At 63.0% G+C, this 21,776-nt stretch carries 19 protein-coding genes; 16 read left to right on the forward strand and 3 right to left on the reverse strand.

Annotated elements, in window-relative coordinates; genetic code table 11:
- The first annotated feature begins 3 nt into the window (after positions 1 to 3).
- Positions 4 to 645, forward strand: coding sequence for a tetratricopeptide repeat protein (locus tag FV139_RS05805; RefSeq protein ID WP_148067312.1), 642 nt, complete (start codon positions 4 to 6; stop codon positions 643 to 645).
- Positions 646 to 665: 20 nt separating this feature from the next.
- Positions 666 to 1,211, forward strand: a complete 546-nt coding sequence (locus FV139_RS05810; protein WP_148067313.1) for a cytochrome b — start codon at positions 666 to 668, stop codon at positions 1,209 to 1,211.
- Here FV139_RS05810 and FV139_RS05815 read toward each other — a convergent pair.
- A complete protein-coding gene (locus FV139_RS05815) occupies positions 1,208 to 2,455 on the reverse strand; it encodes an MFS transporter (RefSeq protein WP_187276419.1) in 1,248 nt (415 codons plus the stop codon). The two genes, FV139_RS05810 and FV139_RS05815, sit on opposite strands and share 4 nt — an antisense overlap.
- A gap of 174 nt (positions 2,456 to 2,629) precedes the next feature.
- Here FV139_RS05815 and FV139_RS05820 point away from each other — a divergent pair, with 174 nt between their 5' ends.
- The 14 genes from FV139_RS05820 (at position 2,630) to FV139_RS05885 (ending at position 18,038) form a co-directional block, all read left to right on the forward strand.
- Entirely contained in the window at positions 2,630 to 3,574 is a 945-nt protein-coding gene (locus FV139_RS05820) for a DnaJ C-terminal domain-containing protein (protein WP_148067315.1), read from the forward strand.
- The gene (locus tag FV139_RS05825; RefSeq protein WP_148067316.1) at positions 3,571 to 3,879 is read left to right on the forward strand and encodes a chaperone modulator CbpM; all 309 of its coding nucleotides are present in this window, start codon (positions 3,571 to 3,573) and stop codon (positions 3,877 to 3,879) included. The genes FV139_RS05820 and FV139_RS05825 overlap by 4 nt, the downstream gene beginning before the upstream one ends.
- Positions 3,880 to 3,982: 103 nt before the next feature.
- The gene (locus FV139_RS05830) at positions 3,983 to 5,452 is read left to right on the forward strand and encodes a glutamate--cysteine ligase (protein WP_148067317.1); all 1,470 of its coding nucleotides are present in this window, start codon (positions 3,983 to 3,985) and stop codon (positions 5,450 to 5,452) included.
- Positions 5,449 to 6,462 (forward strand): M14 family metallopeptidase, encoded by a 1,014-nt coding sequence (locus FV139_RS05835; protein ID WP_148067318.1) that lies wholly within the window; start codon positions 5,449 to 5,451, stop codon positions 6,460 to 6,462. Before FV139_RS05830 ends, FV139_RS05835 begins: the two co-directional genes overlap by 4 nt.
- Positions 6,463 to 6,528: 66 nt before the next feature.
- Positions 6,529 to 7,380 carry a hypothetical protein gene (locus tag FV139_RS05840; protein ID WP_148067319.1) on the forward strand — a complete coding sequence of 284 codons (852 nt, stop codon included), beginning with the start codon at positions 6,529 to 6,531 and terminating at the stop codon, positions 7,378 to 7,380.
- Positions 7,371 to 8,633 (forward strand): hypothetical protein, encoded by a 1,263-nt coding sequence (locus FV139_RS05845; protein ID WP_148067320.1) that lies wholly within the window; start codon positions 7,371 to 7,373, stop codon positions 8,631 to 8,633. Before FV139_RS05840 ends, FV139_RS05845 begins: the two co-directional genes overlap by 10 nt.
- 176 nt (positions 8,634 to 8,809) lie before the next feature.
- Entirely contained in the window at positions 8,810 to 11,266 is a 2,457-nt protein-coding gene (locus tag FV139_RS05850) for a TonB-dependent receptor (protein ID WP_187276420.1), read from the forward strand.
- 74 nt (positions 11,267 to 11,340) lie between these two features.
- A complete protein-coding gene (locus FV139_RS05855; RefSeq protein WP_148067322.1) occupies positions 11,341 to 12,246 on the forward strand; it encodes a tyrosine-protein phosphatase in 906 nt (301 codons plus the stop codon).
- A 187-nt stretch (positions 12,247 to 12,433) separates the two neighbouring features.
- On the forward strand, positions 12,434 to 13,474 hold the full coding sequence (gene recA / locus FV139_RS05860; protein ID WP_148067323.1) for a recombinase RecA: 1,041 nt from the start codon (positions 12,434 to 12,436) through the stop codon (positions 13,472 to 13,474).
- Positions 13,475 to 13,624: 150 nt separating this feature from the next.
- On the forward strand, positions 13,625 to 14,110 hold the full coding sequence (locus tag FV139_RS05865) for a regulatory protein RecX (RefSeq protein WP_235898562.1): 486 nt from the start codon (positions 13,625 to 13,627) through the stop codon (positions 14,108 to 14,110).
- A 92-nt stretch (positions 14,111 to 14,202) separates the two neighbouring features.
- Positions 14,203 to 14,652 (forward strand): hypothetical protein, encoded by a 450-nt coding sequence (locus FV139_RS05870; RefSeq protein WP_148067324.1) that lies wholly within the window; start codon positions 14,203 to 14,205, stop codon positions 14,650 to 14,652.
- 283 nt (positions 14,653 to 14,935) lie between these two features.
- Positions 14,936 to 16,162, forward strand: coding sequence for an alginate export family protein (locus FV139_RS05875; RefSeq protein WP_187276421.1), 1,227 nt, complete (start codon positions 14,936 to 14,938; stop codon positions 16,160 to 16,162).
- Between the two features lie 47 nt (positions 16,163 to 16,209).
- On the forward strand, positions 16,210 to 16,833 hold the full coding sequence (locus tag FV139_RS05880; protein ID WP_148067326.1) for an ANTAR domain-containing response regulator: 624 nt from the start codon (positions 16,210 to 16,212) through the stop codon (positions 16,831 to 16,833).
- On the forward strand, positions 16,830 to 18,038 hold the full coding sequence (locus FV139_RS05885; RefSeq protein WP_148067327.1) for a CmpA/NrtA family ABC transporter substrate-binding protein: 1,209 nt from the start codon (positions 16,830 to 16,832) through the stop codon (positions 18,036 to 18,038). The genes FV139_RS05880 and FV139_RS05885 overlap by 4 nt, the downstream gene beginning before the upstream one ends.
- Positions 18,039 to 18,071: 33 nt before the next feature.
- On the opposite strand, the gene FV139_RS05890 is transcribed toward FV139_RS05885, so the two are convergent.
- Both FV139_RS05890 and FV139_RS05895 read right to left on the reverse strand, forming a co-directional pair.
- Positions 18,072 to 19,829, reverse strand: a complete 1,758-nt coding sequence (locus FV139_RS05890; RefSeq protein ID WP_148067328.1) for a bifunctional protein-serine/threonine kinase/phosphatase — start codon at positions 19,827 to 19,829, stop codon at positions 18,072 to 18,074.
- Positions 19,829 to 21,295, reverse strand: coding sequence for a NarK family nitrate/nitrite MFS transporter (locus tag FV139_RS05895; RefSeq protein ID WP_148067329.1), 1,467 nt, complete (start codon positions 21,293 to 21,295; stop codon positions 19,829 to 19,831). The genes FV139_RS05890 and FV139_RS05895 overlap by 1 nt, the downstream gene beginning before the upstream one ends.
- Positions 21,296 to 21,776: the final 481 nt, after the last annotated feature.

Genomic DNA, 21,776 nt, shown 5'->3' on the forward strand with positions numbered 1-21,776 from the left:
CGCATGAATCGCAGCATATCGCAACTGCTCACCTGTCTGGCGCTGTGCCTGGGAACCACCGTAGCCGTGGCCCAGGACAATACCGTTTCGGCGGACGACATTCGCGCGCGCTGGGAACACGCCAATTTTGAGCTTTCCGGCGATGCCCGCGAACACGCGTTGGAGGAGGTGGCCGCGGCCTGTGAGCAAGCCACCGGCACCCACCGGGAAGACGCCGCACTGCTGACCTGGTGTGGCATTACCCACTCCAGCTACGCGGGAGCGAAGGGCGGCCTCGGAGCACTCGGTGAGGCCAAGCGCGCACGCGCTCTGCTGGAGCAGGCGGTGGAGGCGGATCGCAGCGTGCTCAACGGCGCCGCCCTGTGCAGCCTGGGCACGCTCTACGCCAAGGTACCCGGCTGGCCGCTGGGTTTTGGCGATGATGAGAGAGCAGAAAAATACCTGCAGGAAGCCCTGACGGTGGCCCCGGACGATATCGACAATAACTATTTCATGGCAGACTTTCTGTACGGCGAGCATCGCCGGGAGGAGGCTCTCAAGTACCTGCAGCACGCGCAGCAGGCCAGCCCAAGGCCCGGCAGGGAGGTCGCCGACCGCGGCCGCCAGGTGGAGATCAGCCAGCTGGCGACGCAACTTGCAAAATGACCTGACCCTGTGAGGCCTTGATGAACAAGCCGTTGCCCCCGCGTTACAGCCCGAGCCTGGTGGCTCTGCACTGGTTGACCCTGCTGTTGATAATTGGCGCCTACGCCAGTATCGAGCTTCGGGAGTTGTTTGAACGCGGGACCCCCGAACGTGACTTCATGAAGTGGCTGCATTTCAACCTGGGCCTGACCGTATTCGCGGTGACCGGCGCCCGTCTGGTGGCTCGCTGGTTTACACCGCTGCCGGCAGCGCTCGCCGGGACGCCTGGCTGGCAGGTCCTGTCTGCCCGCTTGCTGCACCTGGGTCTTTACCTGCTGCTGCTGGCCATACCCCTGCTGGGCTGGGCAATCCGCAGTGCCGAGGGTCATGAGGTCTCCCTGTGGGGGCTCGGGATTCCGGCGCTGCTGCCCGCCAACGAGGAGCGGGCAGAACTGCTCGAGGAGGTTCACGAGGTGCTGGGCACGGTGGGCTACTTCCTCATCGGGCTGCATGCACTGGCGGCGCTGGTGCATCACTATGTGCAGTCCGACGATACCCTGCGGCGGATGTTACCCGCGCGGCGCTAGGAGGCGTTGCGTGACAGGGCGGCCGTCGCCACCAGCGCCATTAGCGCCGCCGTTATGATGGCGGGAGCAATACCCCACAGGTCGGCGGCGGCGCCCATCACCAGGCTGCCCACGGCGGGCCCGCCCATGGCGAAGACGGTCCACAGGCTGAGGACCCGGCCGCGAAAACCCTCGTCCACGGCCAGTTGCGCCAGGGCCTGACTGCAGGTTCCCGTCATCGTGGTCAGGAGGCTCAGTGCGCCCACCACGATCGCGGTGGTGGCGAGGCTGGACAGCCAGGCCGCGGGCAACAATACCAGCGAGCTGCCCAGCAGGCAGGCCTTTATCAATCGCTGCAGCGCTTCCTCGCCACCGTGTTGGCGAGCCAGCAGCAGTCCGCCGATGACTGAGCCGGCGCCAGCGGAGCCGGTCAGTACCGCCAGGCTCGTAGCCGACCCGTCCAGCAACTTCCCCGATAGCGCCGGCAACAGTTCCAGCACGGTGCGACCGAGCAGCCCGTTGACCAGGGTCAACAGCAGCGCCAGGCGTATCGTGTCGTGCGCTCGCGCGTAGCGCATGCCCGCCGCCAACTGGGCGAGCATGGCGCCCTGCGACCGATGTTCCGGGGCTTCGATGCCGCGGATCGCCAGCAGTGGTAAACAGGCGCCGGCGAAGAGGCAGGCGGCGATTGCAAACGCCAGGGACAGGGACGTATGCGCCAGCAGCCAGCCGGCCGCCGCCGGTCCGAGAATGCGCGACACATTGAATACCACGGCGGTGATCCCGATCGCCCCCGGCAGTGTTTCGCGGGATACCAGGCGCGGTAACAGGGCCAGCCGCATCGGGTGATGCGCCGCGCTGATGGCGCCAATGCCCAGGGCCAGCAGTAACAGCCACTCGATGGAGAACCAGCCCAGCAAGATAGAAACAGCGGCCAGGGCTCCCAGTAGACCCTGGCTGCCAATGGTGCAGAGCAGGCCGCTGCGGGGGCTGACGCGGTCGGAGATGACGCCAAACAGCGGGGACAGGACGAACGTGGGCAGCAACATCAGGGCGCTGGTGATGCCCACCCAGAGTGCCGACTGGGTCAGTTCCCAGGCACTCCAGCCCAGCAGGAAGCGGCTGATCCAGGTCCCCATGTTGGACTGGCAGGAGGTGAAAAAGTAGCGCCGGAAGCCGGGCTCGGAAAATGCGGAAACCCGGGGTTGCGGGTCGCGGCCACCGTCGCCGGGTTGCTTGCTGTTGTCGTTACTGGTGGAGCGCAATGGCGTGTCGGGGAGTGGCCGCGGGGCTCGCCACTCTAGCGGTTGAGGGCACATACGGCAACGCCTGCATTGTGGCGACACTTGTAACTTTCACCGCAAGCACCATATTTAGGGTTTGGTAGCGCGAGTATTTCTCGCGCTGGGATACGGGCTAGTGAGGGCGCGGAAGGGCTTATGGAATTCAAGGATTACTATGCCATTCTCGGCGTTGAGCCGGATGCGGAAAAGGCGGACATCAAGACCGCCTATCGCAAGCTGGCGCGCAAATACCACCCGGACCTCAACCCGGGTGAGGAAGCCGAGGAAAAATTCAAGGAAGTGGCGGAAGCCTGGGAAGTTCTGGGCGACGATACCCGCCGTGCGGAATTCGATGAGCTGAGGCGCTACGGCGGCCGCAGGGCCGGTGGCTTTGAGCCGCCGCCCGGGTGGGAGTCGCGGGCTGCCGGGGGCAGCCATCACTTCAGCGGCGATTTCTCCGATTTCTTCAACAACATTTTTGGCGGTGGCTTCGACGCCGGCCCGGGTGAACAGGCTTTCCACCGCGGCCGCCCCGGGCGCGACGTGGAAATCGAGATGCCGGTCTTTCTCGAGGAGACCCTCGCAGATACCCAAAAACCCGTGGAATATGAATTGCCGGTGATCGAGAACGGCCAGCGGGTCACCCGCCGCAAATCGCTGAAGGTCACGATTCCCGCGGGTGTAGGAGAGGGCGAGCGCATTCGCCTGCGCGGCCAGGGCGTGCCGGGCCAGGGCGGTGCCCCGGACGGTGATCTCTACCTGCACATCCGCCTGGTACCCCACCCGCTATTCGATGTGCAGGGGCACGACCTGTTGGTGACCGTGCCGCTGGCCCCCTGGGAGGCGGCCCTTGGTGCCAAAGTGACGGTGCCGACGCTGGATGGCAAGGTGACCCTGACGGTAGCGCCGGACAGCCAGGCCGGTCGCAAGCTGCGGATCAAGGGCAAGGGGCTGGTCAGTAAGTCCGGCCGGGGTGACCTCTATGCGCTGTTGAAAGTGGTCATGCCACCCAAGGCCGGCGACAGGGCCCGGGAACTGTGGCAGTCCCTGTCCGAGGAACAGGCTTTTGATCCGCGGGCCGAGTGGAGGGCGTCAGCATGAGCACCAGTATCCTGCGGATTACCGCGAGAGAATTCTGCGAGCGTGAAGGTGTCACCGAAGAACAGGTGGTGACGATTGTGGAGCAGGGGATTGCCCGCCCGACGGCCGGGCAGCAGGCTCGCGACTGGGAGTTCGACACCACCTCGGCCCGGTGGATGCAGAAGGCGGTACGCCTGCATCGCGATTTCGACCTGGACTGGGTGGCCACGGCCATGTTGGTCGACCTGTTGCGTCAGCGCGACCGTCTCCACCGCGAGAACCGCAAGCTGCGGCAACAGTTGCGGCGCTTTCTGCTGGAGGATTGACCACCCGTCTGGACTGTTATCATGCGGGGCTATACTGTGGTGAGGGACGCCCGGGGTCGGTCGATCGCCGCCGGGGGATGTGTCCCCTGGCAGAGGAGTGCGCGTGGGTAGCGATATCGACAGGACCGATTTTGACGACGGCGAGTTTGCCGCCTTCGGACAGCGTCTGGAGGACAACCTGCGCCAGTTGGAGGAGACCCTGGCGCAGCCGGGCTTCGGTGCCGGGAATGGTTCGCTCGGCTCGGAACTGGAGATGTATCTGGTCGACGCCGATGGCCTTCCCCTTCACGCCAACCAGGAGTTGCACGCCGATGCCAATGACCCCCAGCTGACGCTGGAGCTCAATCGCTACAACCTGGAGTACAACCTCTCACCCTGGCCGCTGGACGGACAGCCCTTCGCCAACACCGAGCGCGAAATACTGGACAAGCTGTCGGGCCTGCGGCAACTGGCAAAGGCCCGGGGCGGGCAAATTGTGCTCACCGGTATTCTGCCGACCCTGCGGCGAACCGACTTTGGCCCCCACTGCATTACCGACCGCAAGCGTTACCACGCCCTGGTCAAGCAGCTTATCCGACGTCGCGGCCACGCCTTCAGTGTGGATATCAACGGGCCGGAACCCCTCAGGCTGCGCATGGCCGACATTACCCTGGAGGGCGCCAACACCTCCTTCCAGGTGCATTACCGGGTCCGCCAGGAGGACTTCGCCGACACCTTCAACGCTATCCAGCTGGTCACACCGCTGGTGCTGGCGGTCTCTGGCAATTCGCCCACCCTGTTTGGTCACTGCCTGTGGCACGAGACGCGGGTGCCCCTGTTCAAGCAATCCATCGATACCCGCATCCGGGACCGCTACGGCTGGAACGAGCCAGCCCGGGTCAACTACGGCCACGGCTGGGTTCGCCGCGGCGCGCTGGAACTGTTTGTCGAGGCGGTGCGCCTGTACGAGCCGTTGTTGCCGGTGTGCGCAGACGCCCGCGAAGCGGAGCGCGAGCCACCGCCCCTGTCGGAGCTGCGCCTGCACCAGAGTACGGTCTGGTCCTGGAATCGCCCGGTCTACGACCCGGCGGACGGCGGTCACCTGCGGATAGAAATGCGCGCGCTCCCGGCGGGGCCTACGCCGCTGGACATGGTGGCCAACGCCGCGCTGTTGATCGGCCTGGCGGAGGGGATGCGTTCGCGGATACACACCCTGTTGCCGGGGCTGCCGTTCTACCTGGCCGAGCACAATTTTTACCGGGCTGCCCAGTACGGCCTGGCCGCGCCCCTGGTATGGCCGGAGACCGGCAGCAGCGGTTACCGCGAGCACCGCGCCCTGACTATCGTGCGCGAACTGTTGCCGCTGGCATACCGTGGGCTGGCTGAGCTCGGTATTGATAACGCCGAGGCGGAGCAGTACCTGGGGGTGATCGCCCAGCGCCTGTCCCGGGCCCAGACCGGGGCGTCCTGGCAGCTGATGCGCCTGGCGCGCCTGCGCTGTGAGCTGCCCCCGGAGGAAGTGAACAGCGCCTTGCTGAAGGAGTTTATCGGCCACAGCGTGAGTAATCGGCCAGTGGCGGAGTGGCCCTTGTGAGGCGCTTCCGGTTTTTACGCAACCCTGACCCGGCGTCCCTCGGCAGCGACCTGGAATCGTTTCTGCGCGCTCTCGGTGGCCCTGCGTGCCTGTTCCTCGAAGGCGCCGACAGTTCTCGCACCCGGGCCTTTGTCACCCTCCTGCACGGCAATGAGCCCTCCGGCGCCCGGGCCCTGCTGCACTGGTTGCAACAGGGGCGGCAGAGCGCGGTGAACGTGGTGTGTATTGTCGCGTCGGTCAATGCCGCCCTGCAGCCCCCGCTCTACAGCCATCGTATGCTGCCGGGGGCACGGGATCTCAACCGCTGTTTCCGGCCTCCCTTTTCTGATGAGCAGGGACACCTGGCCGAAGAAATCCTGGAAATCCTGCGCCTGCACCACCCGGAAGCGGTAGTGGACATGCATAACACATCGGGCTCCGGCCCGGCTTTCGGTGTTTGTACCCACCGGGATCGTCACCACGACGCGCTGGTGTCGCTGTTTACCCGGCGCCTGGTGATTACCGATATCGGCCTCGGTGCGCTGATGGAGATCACCGAGGAGAGCTGTCCCACGGTCACCGTGGAAGTCGGGGGGCGCCTGGATCGGGAGGCCCAGCTCACGGCCGACGCGGGGCTGGTGCGTTATTTTACCGCCGACAATGTACTGACACCCGTCGCCAACCCGGAGACGCTCGAGTACTTCGAGCACTCCATACGGCTGGAGCTGAACCCGGGCATGGCCCTGGCCTACGCCGACCAGCCGGTGCCGGAGGCCGACGTGACGCTGCTGCCGGATATCGAGCGGCACAATTTCCAGCCGGTAGACCCGGCTGTTGCCCTGGGCTGGGTCAAGGGCGATGCCAAGCGAGTCTTCCGAGCCCGAGATGGGGGCGGTCGTTGTGCGGTAGCCAGCCTGGTGCGGGTGGAGGAGGGCGCGCTGTTCCCGGCGCAGCGCCTCAAGCTGTTCATGGTGACCAACAACCCGGATATCGCCCAGTCGGACTGTATCTGCTACGCCGTCGAAGTCTAGGGCTGTCATCGGGCTGTCACAAAACTGACTTATCCTGCCGCTTTTGTCGCAAATGACCAGAGGCCGGTGCAACTCCCCCTTCCTGTAAACAACAAGCTGCAGTACTTCCTGTTGCTGGCGCTACTGGCCCTGGGGCTGGCGGTACTGAGTGTAATCCTCAGCACGCCTCGGGTCGGGGCACTCGTCCTCAGCGAATACCAGTCCGTCTCCTGTACCACCGGCGCAGCCGCGGGCAAGGATAACCTGCAGATACTCACCCTGACTGACGCCTACGTCGAGGAACTGGCCACTGCTACCTGTGCTGGCGAGGCGGTGGCGCGGGATTACAGCGACGTCACCATCAGCTGGCGCCCCCGTAGCTTCCTGTCTGGCAAGGACATCCTGGAGGGGCGCTACGACCTGTTCTGGAACCGCGAGCACCTGGTGCTGGGGATGGTGCCGGAGTTTTTTGACTACTATCAGCCGCTTCTGGAAACGCCCAGCTACGCGGTGTACTGGTTCAGCCGCGGCGGCCTCCCGGAAATGACCCGGGAGTACCTTGAGGGCAAGGTGGTGGGCCTGCTGGATGACCCCAGTAGCCAGACCTTCTACCAGCGACCCATGAATGCCCTCCACGAAGCCGGTATTGAGCTGACCGATCAGCAGTTGCGGTTATACCCCGATCCCCATGCCCTATATCGGGCATTCACCACCGGAGAAGTCGATATCATCAGCGGGCCCATTTTTCTCGCCGAGCGCTTTCAGCTCGCCTACGAGCACCAGTTACTGATCGAGGACCGGGTCACTTCTGGCACCTGGTATGTGAACCGGCGCCTGGTGGGCAGCGGGGTCGAGTGCGACCTGCTGGCGGCGCTGGGGGTGACAAACCCCCTGTTGATTGGTGATCCTCTGGTCGCCGAGGGCATTCAATGCCCCTGACGCGGCGCCTGCGGGTCTGGCTCATCATCGCTATCGGGCTCTATGCACTACTGGTGGGTGTTGGTCAGAGTTATGCCGTGGACGTCTTCGTCCGGCAACTGCAGCAGGAACTGGCGGCATCGTTCCCGATCCGGCTCGCCTACATGATGCCGAGCTGGGAGGAGAGCTCCTTCTCCTGGACAGGGGTTGCCGAGGACGTCGACCGGGACCTGGCCGACCTGCCCCTGGCGCGTCCCGGGCCACTGGCACACTGCTCAGCGCGAGTTACGCGCGTGCAGGGGCAGGACACAGCGGAAGCGGCCGCTGGCGATCGTGTACTGTCGTTCGAGTGGCAGCAGGCAGACGAGACACGCTCGCTACAGGTGGCCGTGAGTTGCCAGCGCAACTGGCCTTTCCTGTTGCTGGGTCAGGGGGCTCTGGTGGCCCTGTTTACAGCATTTTGCCTGGCACTGCCACGGCCGCCCTCGACACGCCAGCGCCGGTACCGGAAAAGCTTGATGCAGCTGGGCATCCCGCGGGGACAGGCCACGCGCTGTGTGCGTGGGGTCGATGCGCTGTCGGACCTGCAAGTGAGTGTGTTGAACAGCCTGTTGGGGCGCGTACAGACGGCGGAATTCGGCCTCCTGTCCGCGATGTTTGACTGGGTTGGCAGTGCAAAGGTTGCCGCGCTTGAGCCGGGAGACCTGCGCTGGTTCGAGCTGGCCCTCGAGCAGGACGAAGGGGAAGGTCTGGCCGCGTGGGAGAGCGCGCTGCAAGTGGCCCGCTCACCGGCCGAACTGGTGTTCTGCCCGGCGGAGTCAACAGTCCGTATCCACGGCCTGGCCGTGAAGCTTCCGGTAACTCCCTTCATCTATTACTACTGGTACGCCATGCGCCGCCTGCGGGACGGGGCCGGAGAGGGGGGAGGCTGGTTTACCAACCCCGCTTCCAATCGCAGCGACCGCGAGCACGCCGGTGAACTGGTGGAATTGATGGAAGCCCACCAGGGGCACGGTAAGGCGACCCGCGACCTGCGCGAGAAAGGCCTGCGCTCCAAGATCCTCGACCAGAACCGCAGCAAGGTGAAAGAGCACCTGGCGAGCCTGCTCGGTGAGGCCCTGGCCGGCGATTACCTGTTCGAGATGGAGCGTGACCCGCGCACGGCGAGGTTCCGCTACCGGATCGCTACCGATCCCCGTCATATTCGGGTGGAATCAACCCCGGAATGCACCCCGGAAGGGCTTGGAGAGATTGGAGAAACCGATTTGGAATGACTGTAACTACCTGAAATAAAGGGAAAACTAGTTTAGAGATGTCTCTCTGGCCGGTTTCGGCCCCCGTGTAACAAAACGCTCATATTCCATCCCGATACTGCTGCCCCAGCAACGCGCTGATGCGCACTTTCACCACCCATGTACGACACACAACAGATGTTTCTGGGGAGATACAGATGACAGTTTTCCGCAAGTTTCCGCTGGCCGTCGCCGTAGGCGCAGCCCTCGGCATTCCGACCGTTCAGGCCCAACAGCTCGAAGAGGTAGTCGTTACCGCTACCCCGATTCGTGACAGCCAGCAGGCCTCCATCGACGCCAAACGCTTTGCCGACAACTACGTGGATATCGTTTCCGCCGATACCATCGGCCAGTTCCCGGACCAGAACCTGGCGGATTCGCTGGGCCGCCTGCCGGGCCTTGCCATCGAGCGCGACCAAGGCCAGGCCCGCTACATCAACCTGCGCGGTGCGCCCTTCCGGTACACCACCATCGCCTTCGATGGGATCGACGTGCCGGGGGCAGAGAATGGTCGTATCCCGCGTTTCGACAGCTTCCCCTCGGTGATCACCAGCCGCATCGAGGCCAACAAGGCCATCCTGCCCAACATGCCCGGTGAGTCTGTGGCGGGCTTTATCAACATCCATACCTTCAGCCCCTTCGACAAGGAAGGTTTCTCCATGGCGGCTGATGTGGGCACCGGCAAGCAGGACCTGGGCGACGGCGATATCGAGAAGTATGGCCTGCGGGGTTCCTGGTCCAATGACAATTTCGGCCTGATGCTGTTTGGCTCCGAGAACAGCCGCGAACAGATTACCGACAACCGCGAATATGAACTGGAGCCTGGCGAGAATGGTGAACTCACCGTGCACGACCTGGACTTCCGCAGCTACAAGGTGAAGCGTGAAGACCAGGCCTACGGCGGCCATCTGGAGTACCGTGGCGACGGCGCCCTGCAGCGGGTTTATGCCTCCAAGCTCTACAGTGAGTTCCAGGATCACGAAGAGCGCAACCAGTGGGCGTTTTCGTCTGCGGCGCCGGTGGCCGGTGTGACAGCGGAAAATGTGCCGATGATCGTGTCGCGCAACCTGGAGCAGGGTCTGTACGAAAACTCCACCGACACCACCACCCTGGGCGTCGACGTTCAGGCGGGTGAATGGTTTGTGGAAGGCAGTGTCAACTACACTGAGACCGAGTTCGGTATGGACCTGCCCATTCCCTACAGCGTGGGCGGCTTCACCATGGCGGACTACGACCTCAGCGACATCGAGGACCCGAAACTCTACCTGGCCACTGACCTGGCCGACATCGAGTACGCCATGACCCTGGGCCTGCACTACGTGCAGCAACTCGATATCGAGGCCACCAAGTACAAGCTCGATGCAAGCCGCGATCTGGACCTGTTCGGCCAGGCTTCAACCCTGTCCCTGGGCACCCAGTGGGACCAGCGCGAAGCCGGCGGTTTTGTCGCGACGCCGGTAATCGGTGCCTTCCCGGCGGAGATCGATATCGCCGACTACGACACGGGCAAGGCCTGGGACGCCAATACCACCAATACTATCGGCGGCACCTACTTCAATAATGCCGGCCTCTACAATGCCTGGGCCAACGCAGCAGACCTGTCGGTCAACGGGCTGATTGGTGAATCCAACCTCATTGCCATCGAGGAAGACATCATCGCCGCCTATGCCATGCTTCGCACCGAGTTCAGCTGGGGTAACGTGGTGGGCGGCGTGCGCGTCGAGCAGACCGACTACACCAGCCAGGGCACTCTCAACGATACCTCGGTGTCGGTGGACGACAGCTTCACCAATGTGTTGCCCAGCCTGCACTTCAACTTCGACCTGACCGAAGAGCTGAAGTGGCGGGTGTCTGCCTCCACCGGCGTCAACCGCCCCACCTACAACGAGTGGCGTGCGGCGGCGAGTGTCGATGTCACCGAGCAGACCGTCACCGGCGGTAACCCCACCCTGGAAGCGGAAGAGGCCATTGGAGTCGATACTTCCCTGGAGTGGTACTTCGCCCCGGCCAGCATCCTCTCCGTGGGTGCCTTCTACCGCGAGATCGACAACGTCATCTACACCGACGTTTCCACCATCGACGGCGGCATTTACTTCCCGCCCGCCGCCGGCGAATCCTGGGAATTCCAGGGTGCGGTCAATGGCAAGGACGGTATGATGCAGGGCCTGGAATTCAACGCCATCGCCCTCGCGGAAGACGTGCTGCCGGCGCCCTTCGACGGCCTCGGCATCAGCGCCAACCTGACCCTGATCGACTCGGAGTTCAAGTCGCTCGACGGCCGTACACTGGACCTGCCGGGCACCTCGGACATGGTCTACAACATCTCCCTGTTCTACGAGAAGTACGACCTGTCGGTACGCCTGAACTACCAGTACCGCGACGAATGGATCTCCCCGATCGAGGACCCGAGCGAGTACTGGGGTGAGCAGGAACGTGTCGACCTCTCCGTGGTGTACACCCTGCCCTTCGACTGGGAGGAGACCGCCGTGTCCCTGTACGCCAACGCCAACAACCTGACCGATGAGACCGATGTGCGCTACAGCGGCAACGGCACCATCAACCAGGCGGAGAGCTACGGTCGTCGCTACCTGGTGGGTGTGCGCGTCAACTTCTGATCGGGGCTGATGTCTGCCCTGAACCCACGCGCCGGCGCTGCCGGCGCGCTTTCCCAAATTCCAAGGATCACGCAATGAAATCCCTTAAATACCTTGCCCTGGCCGTCAGCTTGGCCGGGCCCCTCTTCGCACCGATGGTCAATGCCGATATCGCAACCGCGGAAGCCCTGCAGCAGAAAACCGGTGCGCTCGACACCTATCGCAACGTGCTGCCGCTGGAAGGCGGCTCCAACTTCCGTGACCTCGGCGGCTACGTTACCGAGGACGGCAAAACCGTACGCAAGGGCCTGCTTTATCGCTCCGGTGTAATGACCAACCTTACCGATAAGGACGAGGACTACCTGTCCGGCATCGGTTTCGAGGCGGTGGTGGACCTGCGCAGTGCCGAAGAGCGCGAGCTCTACCCCAACCACTGGGTGAAAGACGCCAGCATCGACTACGTGGCGGTGGACTACCACTTCATGGATATGATGAAAGGCGGCGCCCGGAAGGAAATTTCTGTCACCCACGACATGGGCCAGATGTACCGGGGCATGCCCGTCAGCCTCAAGCCCCAGCTGACCGCCTACTTCGAGCAGGCCGTGGCCGGCCACGCGCCGCTGGTGGTCAATTGCTCCGCGGGCCAGGACCGCACCGGCATCGCTTCCGCCCTGATGTTGACCGCCCTGGGTGTGCCGCGCCCGCAGGTGATGCAGGACTATGTACTGTCCACTGAATACCGCCGGCCGCTGGTGGAGAAGGGCGGTGTCGACCTGGCCAGTGCCGCCAAAACCAACCCCTTCGCCGCGCTGATGCTGCGTTACTCGGACAAGGAGTCCACCCGCGCTGCGCCGCTGATCACCGCCGAGGGTATTCCCTACCTGTACTATGCCCTGCAACAGATCGAGGCGGACTACGGCTCGGTGCTGGCCTACATGGACAGGGAACTGGGAGTGGATGCAGCGGACGTTGCGCGCCTGAAAGAGCTGTACCTGATGTAACCTCCTGCGAATCCACTACTCTTCAGGGCCCGGCTGCGAACCTGTCCGCTTTTCAGGCAGGTTCTCCGGGCCCGCTCGCATCTGGTGGAAAATTCCGCCGCTCCGGGGTTGCTTTTCAGATTCAAAGCACTGAGTATATATACAGTAGTTTTACTGTATGGCGTACTGGATACCCCGGAGGCAAATCATGGACGCGAATAAAGAAAAAGCACTGGCGGCAGCCCTGACCCAGATCGAGCGGCAGTTCGGCAAGGGCACGGTCATGCGCATGGGCGACAACGAGCGCGTGGCAATTCCCGCCATCTCCACCGGCTCCCTGGGTCTGGACATCGCCCTCGGCATCGGCGGGTTGCCCAAGGGCCGTATCTGCGAAATCTATGGTCCGGAGTCCTCCGGTAAAACCACCCTGACCCTGCAGGTGATCGCCGAGGCCCAGAAAGCCGGCGGCACCGCTGCCTTTATCGACGCCGAGCACGCCCTGGACCCGATCTACGCCGAAAAGCTGGGTGTACAGGTGGACGACCTGATCCTGTCCCAGCCCGATACTGGCGAACAGGCCCTGGAAGTGGCGGAAATGCTGGTGCGTTCCGGCGCGGTCGATGTGCTGGTAGTGGACTCCGTGGCGGCGCTGACGCCGAAAGCTGAAATCGAGGGCGAGATGGGCGATTCCCATGTCGGCCTGCAGGCCCGTCTGCTGAGCCAGGCCATGCGCAAACTCACCGGTACCATCAAGCAGACCAACTGCCTGGTGATCTTCATCAACCAGATCCGCATGAAGATCGGCGTGATGTTCGGTAACCCCGAAACCACCACCGGGGGTAACGCTCTCAAGTTCTATTCCTCCGTACGTCTCGACATCCGCCGTATCGGTGCGGTGAAAGACGGCGATGAGGTGGTCGGCAACGAGACCCGGGTGAAAGTGGTCAAGAACAAGGTCTCGCCGCCCTTCAAGCAGGCGGAGTTCCAGATCATGTACGGCAAGGGCATCTACCACATGGGCGAGGTCATCGACTGGGGTGTGAAACTCAATCTGGTGGACAAGGCCGGCGCCTGGTACTCCTACAAGGGTGACAAGATCGGCCAGGGCAAGGCCAATGCCGCCAAGTTCCTGGAGGACAACCCGGCCGTCGCCAACGAGATTGAAACGGCCATTCGCAGCCAGACCATGGCGAGCGCTGTTCCCGCCAAGGCTGCCGAGGCGGAAGCCGAGGAATCCGCTGCGGAGTGACGGGATGCCCGCGCACTTTTCGGGGTCGCGGGCCGTTCGCACTTCCATGAAGAATCTGTGAAGAGTTCGCTTTCCCCCTCGGCGTCGGGTCCACTGAACCCACTCTCGCTCCCGACGCCGTTTTTATGCCTATAGTTATGGGCTCCCCTGATGCTGCCTGATCACCCCGATTCCGCTGACTCCCCGATGGAGACCGCAGACCTGCGCCCGGCAATTCGCCTTGCGGCGATGGACCTGCTGGCCCGCCGCGAACATTCCCGCACTGAACTACTGCAGAAACTGGGCCGGCGGTTTGAGGACCGGGAGACCATTGCCGAGGTGCTGGATGGACTGGCGCAAGACAAACTTCAGAGCGACAGCCGTTACGCGGAGAGTTTTGCGCGGCAGCGGGTGTTGCGTGGCCACGGGCCCCTGCGCCTGCGCCAGGAAATGCGACAGAAAGGGATTCCGGATGATGACGCCAGTGTTGCCCTGGAGTCCCTCGATGTGGACTGGGAGCAACTCGCCCGGGAAGTGTGCCAGAAGAAGTTTGGCTTTGGGGCGCCGGCTGATTTCCGGGAAAAGGCCCGCCGCCAGCGTTTTCTCCAGTATCGGGGGTTTTCCGCCGACCAGATTGCCGCCTGCCTGCCCTGGTAACCGTGATTTGCTAAGCTTGTGACCGTATCCGGCCCAGAGGGCTGCTCCACCGCCGGATGAATCGCCAGCGGGTAACCAAAAAGGGAAGAACCATGTCGATACTCTCTGATTCACGCCGCACCAGTGCGCCCTGGCATCTGTGGGTAGTTGGCGTGTTGTCCCTGCTGTGGAACGCCATGGGCGCCCTGGACTATGTGATGACTCAGACGCGCAACGAGCAGTATATGAGTGCCTTCAGTGAGGAACAGCTGGCCTTTTTCTACGGCTTGCCTGTCTGGGTGGTCGCGTGCTGGGCGATTGCCGTCTGGGGCGGTGTGCTGGGCTCGCTCCTGCTGTTGTTTCGACGCAGGCTGGCGGTAGTGGTGTTCCTGGTTTCCCTGGTCACCATGGTAGCGACGACGGTACACAATTACCTGCTTTCCAATGGCCTCGAAGTCATGAACGACCCCTTCACCCTGTGGTTCTCGGGGGCGATTTTTGTGATCGCCGTGTTCCTGTTCTTCTATGCGGGTATCCAGAGCCAGCGCAACATCCTGCGCTAGCTTCATCCGGTAACACTCCCCCTTTCGGTGCGCTCTGCGCACCATGCTGACGCCCACAACGGTGCATGGCCACCGGTGGAACTGGCCTGATACCTACTCAAGCCAGTAAATCTGCGGGCTCTGAAAAGTTGGCCCGATGCTTGCTTTGTTACGGGCAGTAACACCAGGTCTTAAATTTTTCGGCAACGAAGCCTGCACTTTGGTGCGCCAATCGGCGCAGCGGAGTGCAGGTTTTTTTTTGGACAGGAGAAAGGTCATGGCAATAAAAACTGGGGTTGGGATTATGAAAACTACGGCAGTTCTCGGTGCTGCGGTGTTGGCAGCTACGGCGGCAATGGCAGAGGAAAAGGCGCTGGACGGCGCCGATTCCCCGTTGGAGATGCTGACAGAGGGCAAGTTCGCAGCCGACCTGCGCTACCGCTTCGAGCACGTGGATATGGAGAACTTCGACAAGAATGCCGATGCCTCCACCCTGCGTACGCGGGTCAACTTTACCACCGCCAACTGGAAGGGACTCACCCTGATGGGCGAGGTGGACAACGTTACCTCGATCGGTGACGACCGCTACAACTCCACCGAGAATGGCCAGGGCCAGTATCCGGTGGTAGCGGACCCCGAGGGCACAGACATCAACCAGGCGTGGGTGAAATACAGCGGCGAGTCCGCTTCAGGCGCCTACGGCCGCCAGCGGATCGTGCATGGCAGCCAGCGCTTTGTCGGTGGGGTGGCCTGGCGCCAGAACGAGCAGACCTACGACGGCGTGCGCTTGCAGTGGGGCGCGGATGCCCTGGCGCTCGACTACGCCTATGTCTACAACATCAACCGGATCTTCGGCCCCGACGATGGCGCCCAGCCGGCTGACTGGCACGGTGAGAACCACCTCCTGCGCGTGAACTTCACGCCCTGGGAAGGTCACCAGTTCACGGCTTTCGGCTATCTGCTCGACATCGACCCCCAGAGCGGTTACCCGGCGGGCCGGGCAGAGGGCAATGGTTCCGACACCTGGGGCCTCGAGTATGGCGGCAAACTGGGCCCGGTGGGCGTACGCGCCGCCTTTGCCCGGCAGTCCGACGGCGGACAGAGCCCGCTCGATTACAGCGCCAACTATTACATGGTCGAGGGTGACATTGCCCTGGGCCCGGTAAAAGCGCTGGCGGGCTACGAGGTGTTGGGCGCCGGAGATGGCGTGGGCTTCAAGACACCGCTGGCCACTCTGCACAAATTCCAGGGTTGGGCGGACATGTTCCTGGTGACACCCGGTGACGGCATCGAGGACATGTACCTCGGTCTGAGCGGAAAACTGGGACCGGTGAAACTGGCTGGCACCTGGCATGACTTCCAGGCAGAGGACAGCAGTGCCGATTTCGGCACCGAACTGGACCTGGTAGCCACCTGGCCCATCAATCCGAAGTTGAGTTTGCAGCTGAAGTATGCAAATTTCTCTTCTGACGACAGCAGCCGTTACGCCGACACTGAAAAGGCGTGGATGACGGTTCAGTTCAAGATCTGATGTAGAGGACGCGCAACGGCCGGGGGCCTGCCCGCTGCGCCCCCGGGGTGATCACTATCGACGACTCTTCTTCAGCGCCGCTGCGAGTGATCCTCGTAGACGACAACCCTGCCCGTGCCAACGCCGTGGCGGAGGGGCTGGCGCGGCCTGGCCTCGAGATTCTCTCGGTCATTCCCACCGCGTCCGGCCTGCTGTACCAGATGGCCCAGCAGGAACCGGATGTGGTGGTAATCGCCCTGGACTCGCCGGACCGGGACGTACTGGAGAGTCTGTCCATTGCCTCCACCCACAATCCGCGGCCGGTGGTGATGTTTTCCGGTAGCGGTGATTCGGGCTTCATCGGTGAGGCGATCCGGGCGGGTGTCACTGCCTACCAGGCTGAGGACATCAATCCAGAGCGGGTCCAGGCGGTGATCGACGTCGCCATGGCCCAGTTCTCCGCCTTTAACGACCTGCGCCTGGAACTGGACCGGACCCGGCAACAACTGGCCGATCGCAAGCTGGTGGAGAAGGCCAAGGGGCTGATCTGCGCCATTCACGGCGTCGACGAAGAGGAAGCCTTCAGTACCCTGCGGAAACTGGCGATGGACCAGAACCAGACCCTGGGAGAGGTGGCGGGCAATGTCATTGCCGTGCTGGAAAAATCGCGACCGGAGCGAAAACCACGATGAGTGAAGGACTACGCCTGCCGGCGGCAGAGAAACGGGAATTACGCCTTGGCTACCTGCGGCTGAACGACAGTGCGCCACTGGTGATGGCACAGGAACTGGGCTTCTACGAACGCTACGGCCTGGACGTTACCCTGGAACGCGAGATTTCCTGGGCCAACCTGCGGGACAAGCTGGTGATTGCCGACCTCGACGCGGCCCAGATGCTGGCGCCCCTGCCCATAGCCACCTCGCTGGGTGTAGGCGGTATGCGCGCCGATGTCATTACCGGCCTGGCCCTCAGCCTCAACGGCAACGCGATCACCGTAAGCCGGGAACTGGCCACAATCCTGGAACAGCATGGCGGCAGCGCGGAGCAGGGAGCCCGCAGTACCGCCCTGGCACTGGGGCGTTACCTCAGTGCATCAGGTACCGGTGAGCCCGGCAGCAAACCGGAGCTGACCTTCGCCTCGGCCCACACCTTTTCCTGCCATACCTTCTTCCTGCGGCTCTGGTTGCAGAGCGGGGGTGTCGACCCGGAACACGATGTCCGTATCATCGTACTGCCTCCGGAGCAGATGGTGGACAGCCTCGCCCGGGGCATTATCGACGGTTACTGCGTGGGCGAGCCCTGGAGTACGGTCGCGGTACAGCAGGGCATCGGCGCCATTCAGGCCACGGGGTACGAACTGTGGAACAACAGCCCGGAAAAAGTGCTGGCGGTGACCGAGTCCTGGCACCGGCAGCACACCGCCACCCACTTACGCCTGCGCCTGGCCCTGATGGAAACCTGTCGCTGGCTGTCGGACCCCGTACATCGCCTCGAGGCGGCAGAAGTGTTGGCCCGCCCGGAATATCTCGACCTGCCTGTCGAAACCCTGCGGCCTGCGCTGGCCGGAGCGCTGGTGTTCTCGCGCGGTGGTGCGGCCCACGAGATGCCTGATTTCCACGTGTTTGGACGTTACCAGGCGGGTTTCCCCTGGCGTTCCGACGGCGAGTGGCTGGCTGCCCAGAGCAGTGCGCTACTGGGCAAAACCCTGAGCGAGGAGCGCTGCAAGTCGCTGGTACAGCAGACCTGCCGCACCGATCTCTACCGTGAGGCGGCGCGTTACCTGTCGCTACCGGCTCCGGCGACCGACTACCGGCCCGTCAATGCCCACAGCGAGAGTTGGGAACAGGCTCCGGGCATTACCCTCGGCGCAGACCACCGGTTCGAACCTCCCTTCTGAGTGCGGTTTCCAGGGAGGCCGCGACGATCCCTGTCAGTCCAGCAACAGCACCAGGGTCAGCAGCTCCAGCAGCCCCAGGCCGATGGCAATCAGCTTCCAGGTTCGCACCGGGTCGCGCTCCAGCAGCGGCCGCTGGTGAAAGGCGAGGTAGCCCGGGTTGGGTTTGTGCAATTCGTGAACGAATTCCGCAACATCCCCATGGCGCCGTTCCGGGTGGAATCTCATGGCCTTGCGCAATGCGCCATCTATCCACTGCGGCACCAGGGGATTGATCTGGTAGCTGGGGGTGTAGGTGGTAGAGAGGAACTCGCGGGCATTGCGGCAGTGCTCCAGGCGGCCCTGGAAGGGGAGGGTGCCCGTCAGCATCTCAAAGCAGATGACCGCAAGCGAAAACAGGTCGGCGCGGGCGTCAATGCCCGCCCCGACATGGTACTCCGGCGCTGCGTAGGTCGCCGTGCCCAGTACGTGGTCTCGTTGCAGGGGAGTGGCGATCTCGTCGATACCGGCCACCCTGCAGGATCCGAAGTCGATCAGCTTCACCTGGCCCTGGCGGTCGATCAGGATATTGTCGGGCTTTAAATCCTGGTGCAGGGTTTCGCGCCGGTGCATGGCCCGCAGCCCCTTGGCGACCTGGTCTGCCAGGTAGACCACCTCTTCCACCGCCGGGCGTGGGTGCTCGCGCATCCACTGCGCCAGTGACATGCCGGCTACGTACTCCGTGAGATAGTACAGGCAACTGCGTGGACGGGGTGGCTCGAGGACCCGCACCACGTAGGGGCTGTGAATCCGCGAGCCAATCCAGCTCTCCATGACAAAGCGTTCGATGTAGGCCGGGTCGTCCTCGAAATTGACCGAGGGCGTTTTCATGCAGTACTGCTGGCTGCTGTCGACGTCGCGCACCAGATACACCTGGCTGCGATTGCTGGCGTGCAGCTCGCGCTCGATGCGCAGGCCGTCCAGCACGTCCCCCTCGTTGAGAAAGGGGGGGAAGCGCAATTCGGTGAGCTTCTCCACCACCTCGTCCATTTCCGGGCGGGGCAGGCTGACAATGCGCAGCATCTGGCTGCTGAGGTTGTCCTGGCTGCCGGCAGCCAGAGCCGCTGCGTTGAGTTGCTCGCAGCGCGCCTCCAGCGTAAGGTCCTCTCGCTTCGCCCACTGCACCAGCTCCTGGTGCGTCAGCGGATCGTGCACGCCATCGGTGGTGAGCAGGAACAGGTCGCCCTGTTCCAGTGGCAGGCGCTGGTAATCCACATCCAGTCGCACATCCAGCCCCAGTGCCCGGGAAAGGTAGGTCTGGCCGTTGCCCACGGGGACCGCGTGGTCCTGGGTCAGTTGCTCCAGCTGGCCCTCACGGAACCGGTAAATGCGGCTGTCACCGACATGGAAGAGATGGGCGTGCTGGCTTTTGAATACGACGGCGCTGAAGGTGGTGAGGAAGCCCTTGCCGCTGTCCGGCAGGTGTTGGCCATTGCGATACAGCCAGCGGTTGAGGGCGGTCAGCACCTGTTGCACCGAGTGGCGGACACTCCAGGCTTCCGGGGTGGAAAAGTAATCCGAAAGGAAGCTGGTCACGCTGCTCTGGCTGGCTTCCTGCCCCGCTTCTGCGGCGCTGACCCCGTCGGCGATGACGGCCGCGGCACCCTTGGTGGTGAGCAGGCTATCGACGGGAATGCGGATGCCAATGGCATCCTCGTTGACGGATTTGACCCCGGCGCAACTGTGCTGGCCCACCTCGAACAGCAGGCGCTGCTCCAGGTGGGCGGCCGTGCTTGCTGCCGGCTGTGCAGTCATCAGGCCACGTCGATCAGTTGTACGCTGCCGTCGGGAAGCACTTCCTGCATTTGGCCCTCGGGTTCTTCGACAAACTGCACGATAAGAAAGCACACACCCGCGCTGGCGGCAATGATCATGAAGAAGGTGGAGGCGTCGACAAAGGTCAGGGCGGTCAGGTATACCACCGCGCCCACGTTGCCGAAGGCGCCCACCATTCCGGCGATCTGGCCCGTCATCCGGCGTTTGATCAAAGGGACCATGGCGAACACCGCGCCTTCACCGGCCTGCACAAAGAAGGAGCAGGCCATGGTCGCGATCACCGCGGCCGGCAGCCACCAGCCGCTGTCGACCTGTGCCAGAACCAGGTAGCCCACCGCCAGGCCGGCAATCAGAACCGAGAGAGAACGCTTGCGGCCAAAGGTATCGCTGAAGTAGCCGCCGGAGGGGCGCGCTACCAGGTTCATGAAGGCGAAGCCGGAAGCCAGCAGTCCGGCAGTCACGGCATTCAGTTCGAAGGTTTCCATGAAGAAAAGTGGCAGCATGGAGACCACAGCGAGCTCCGAGCCAAAGGTCACGAAGTAGGCCCAGTCCAGCGCGGCCACCTGCTTGAATTTGTAGCGGTCGATGTCTGGCACGCCGTTTTTAAGGTGGTCGCGATTGACCCGCCAAATCTGGCTGACCTGAAATACGAACATCACGAAGAGTACGACGTACATGCTTTGGGTTGCCGTGTCGCTCAGCAGGGCGAGGTTGGCCGGTGACAGGCGCCAGCTGGTGACGGCCAGGGCAATGTACAGGGGCAGCGTCATGGCGATGTAGAAGTAGAAGTCGCGCCAGCTGCTCACTTCCAGGCCGCCGTGACGTTTGGGCTTGAAATAGGTAGAGCCCTTGGGCGTATTGCGTGCCCGGATGTAGAAAAAGATGCCGTAAGCCAGGGACAGCAGGCCGGTGCTGGCGATCGCGTAGCGCCAGCCGTCGTCACCGCCGTACAGCAGCGCGAGGGTGGGCAGGGTCATTGCCGCAGCGGCGGAGCCAAAGTTACCCCAGCCGCCATAGATGCCCTGGGCCATGCCGACCTGGCGCGCCGGGAACCACTCGCCGATCAGGCGGATACCGATCACGAATCCCGCGCCGACAAAGCCGCCGAGAAAGCGGAACAGGGCGAGCATTTCGTAGCTGGTGGCAAAAGCAAAACCCCAGCAGAAAAAGGAACTGAGGATCAGCAGCAGGCTGAACACAAGGCGTGGGCCAAAACGGTCCACCAGCATACCCACCACGATCCTCGCGGGGATGGTCAGTGCGACATTCAGGATCAGCAATGCCTTGAGCTGCGGGGTCGTCAGATCAAAGGCCTCACGGATGTGGGACATCAGGGGCGCGTGGCTGAACCACACCACGAAGGTAATAAAGAAAGCCACCCACGTGAGGTGGAGGGTACGGACAGGCGCGCGCGACAAGTCCAGTACGTTAACCGGGCTACTCATGATAAAACTCTCATGGAAGATAACGGGAAGGACCGAGCGCGCCGTTACGCTCGCGTTTGGATTAGTGCAAAGTGTGTGCCAGAGAGGTCGGGAGGTGAAGGCCCCGGAATTAGTGGGTTTCGCCGGGGTGGCACAGTCTTCCTTGTGCCTTCATGACCTTATGTGGTGCGCAAATGAATTAAAATGAGGCGCTGTTTGCCGGGAGGCGCACCAATGTTGACGCGCGAGTTCGGCTGGCCAATTTCGCTTGGTACGCTGTTTTGAGGGGCTCGAGGGGGCGGCTGTCCTACTGGCTCATCACCTGGCCGGACTGGAGCCGGGGTGCCAACAGATCGCGCACCAAATCAGTTCGAAATCGGCCGGAACGCACTGTACTGAGCCGAAAATGTCTCTCTTTTCCCGGGCGCCGGAGTAGTAATAATCCACTAACTCTCTGAAAAATAAATAAAAGCCGTTTTCTGGCATAGACATTGTATTTTTT

It is taken from the genome of Parahaliea maris (assembly GCF_008064665.1).
GTDB lineage: Bacteria > Pseudomonadota > Gammaproteobacteria > Pseudomonadales > Halieaceae > Parahaliea > Parahaliea maris.

Bases quoted from the DNA above. Each gene is read 5' to 3' on its own strand.
- FV139_RS05865 (WP_235898562.1), top strand. From the start codon at position 13,625: ATGCTGCCTGATCACCCCGATTCCGCTGACTCCCCGATGGAGACCGCA.
- FV139_RS05825 (WP_148067316.1), top strand. From the start codon at position 3,571: ATGAGCACCAGTATCCTGCGGATTACCGCGAGAGAATTCTGCGAGCGT.
- FV139_RS05820 (WP_148067315.1), top strand. From the start codon at position 2,630: ATGGAATTCAAGGATTACTATGCCATTCTCGGCGTTGAGCCGGATGCG.
- FV139_RS05895 (WP_148067329.1), bottom strand. From the start codon at position 21,295: ATGAGTAGCCCGGTTAACGTACTGGACTTGTCGCGCGCGCCTGTCCGT.
- recA (WP_148067323.1), top strand. From the start codon at position 12,434: ATGGACGCGAATAAAGAAAAAGCACTGGCGGCAGCCCTGACCCAGATC.
- FV139_RS05845 (WP_148067320.1), top strand. From the start codon at position 7,371: ATGCCCCTGACGCGGCGCCTGCGGGTCTGGCTCATCATCGCTATCGGG.
- FV139_RS05875 (WP_187276421.1), top strand. From the start codon at position 14,936: ATGAAAACTACGGCAGTTCTCGGTGCTGCGGTGTTGGCAGCTACGGCG.
- FV139_RS05805 (WP_148067312.1), top strand. From the start codon at position 4: ATGAATCGCAGCATATCGCAACTGCTCACCTGTCTGGCGCTGTGCCTG.
- FV139_RS05810 (WP_148067313.1), top strand. From the start codon at position 666: ATGAACAAGCCGTTGCCCCCGCGTTACAGCCCGAGCCTGGTGGCTCTG.
- FV139_RS05885 (WP_148067327.1), top strand. From the start codon at position 16,830: ATGAGTGAAGGACTACGCCTGCCGGCGGCAGAGAAACGGGAATTACGC.
- FV139_RS05890 (WP_148067328.1), bottom strand. From the start codon at position 19,829: ATGACTGCACAGCCGGCAGCAAGCACGGCCGCCCACCTGGAGCAGCGC.
- FV139_RS05850 (WP_187276420.1), top strand. From the start codon at position 8,810: ATGACAGTTTTCCGCAAGTTTCCGCTGGCCGTCGCCGTAGGCGCAGCC.
- FV139_RS05855 (WP_148067322.1), top strand. From the start codon at position 11,341: ATGAAATCCCTTAAATACCTTGCCCTGGCCGTCAGCTTGGCCGGGCCC.
- FV139_RS05870 (WP_148067324.1), top strand. From the start codon at position 14,203: ATGTCGATACTCTCTGATTCACGCCGCACCAGTGCGCCCTGGCATCTG.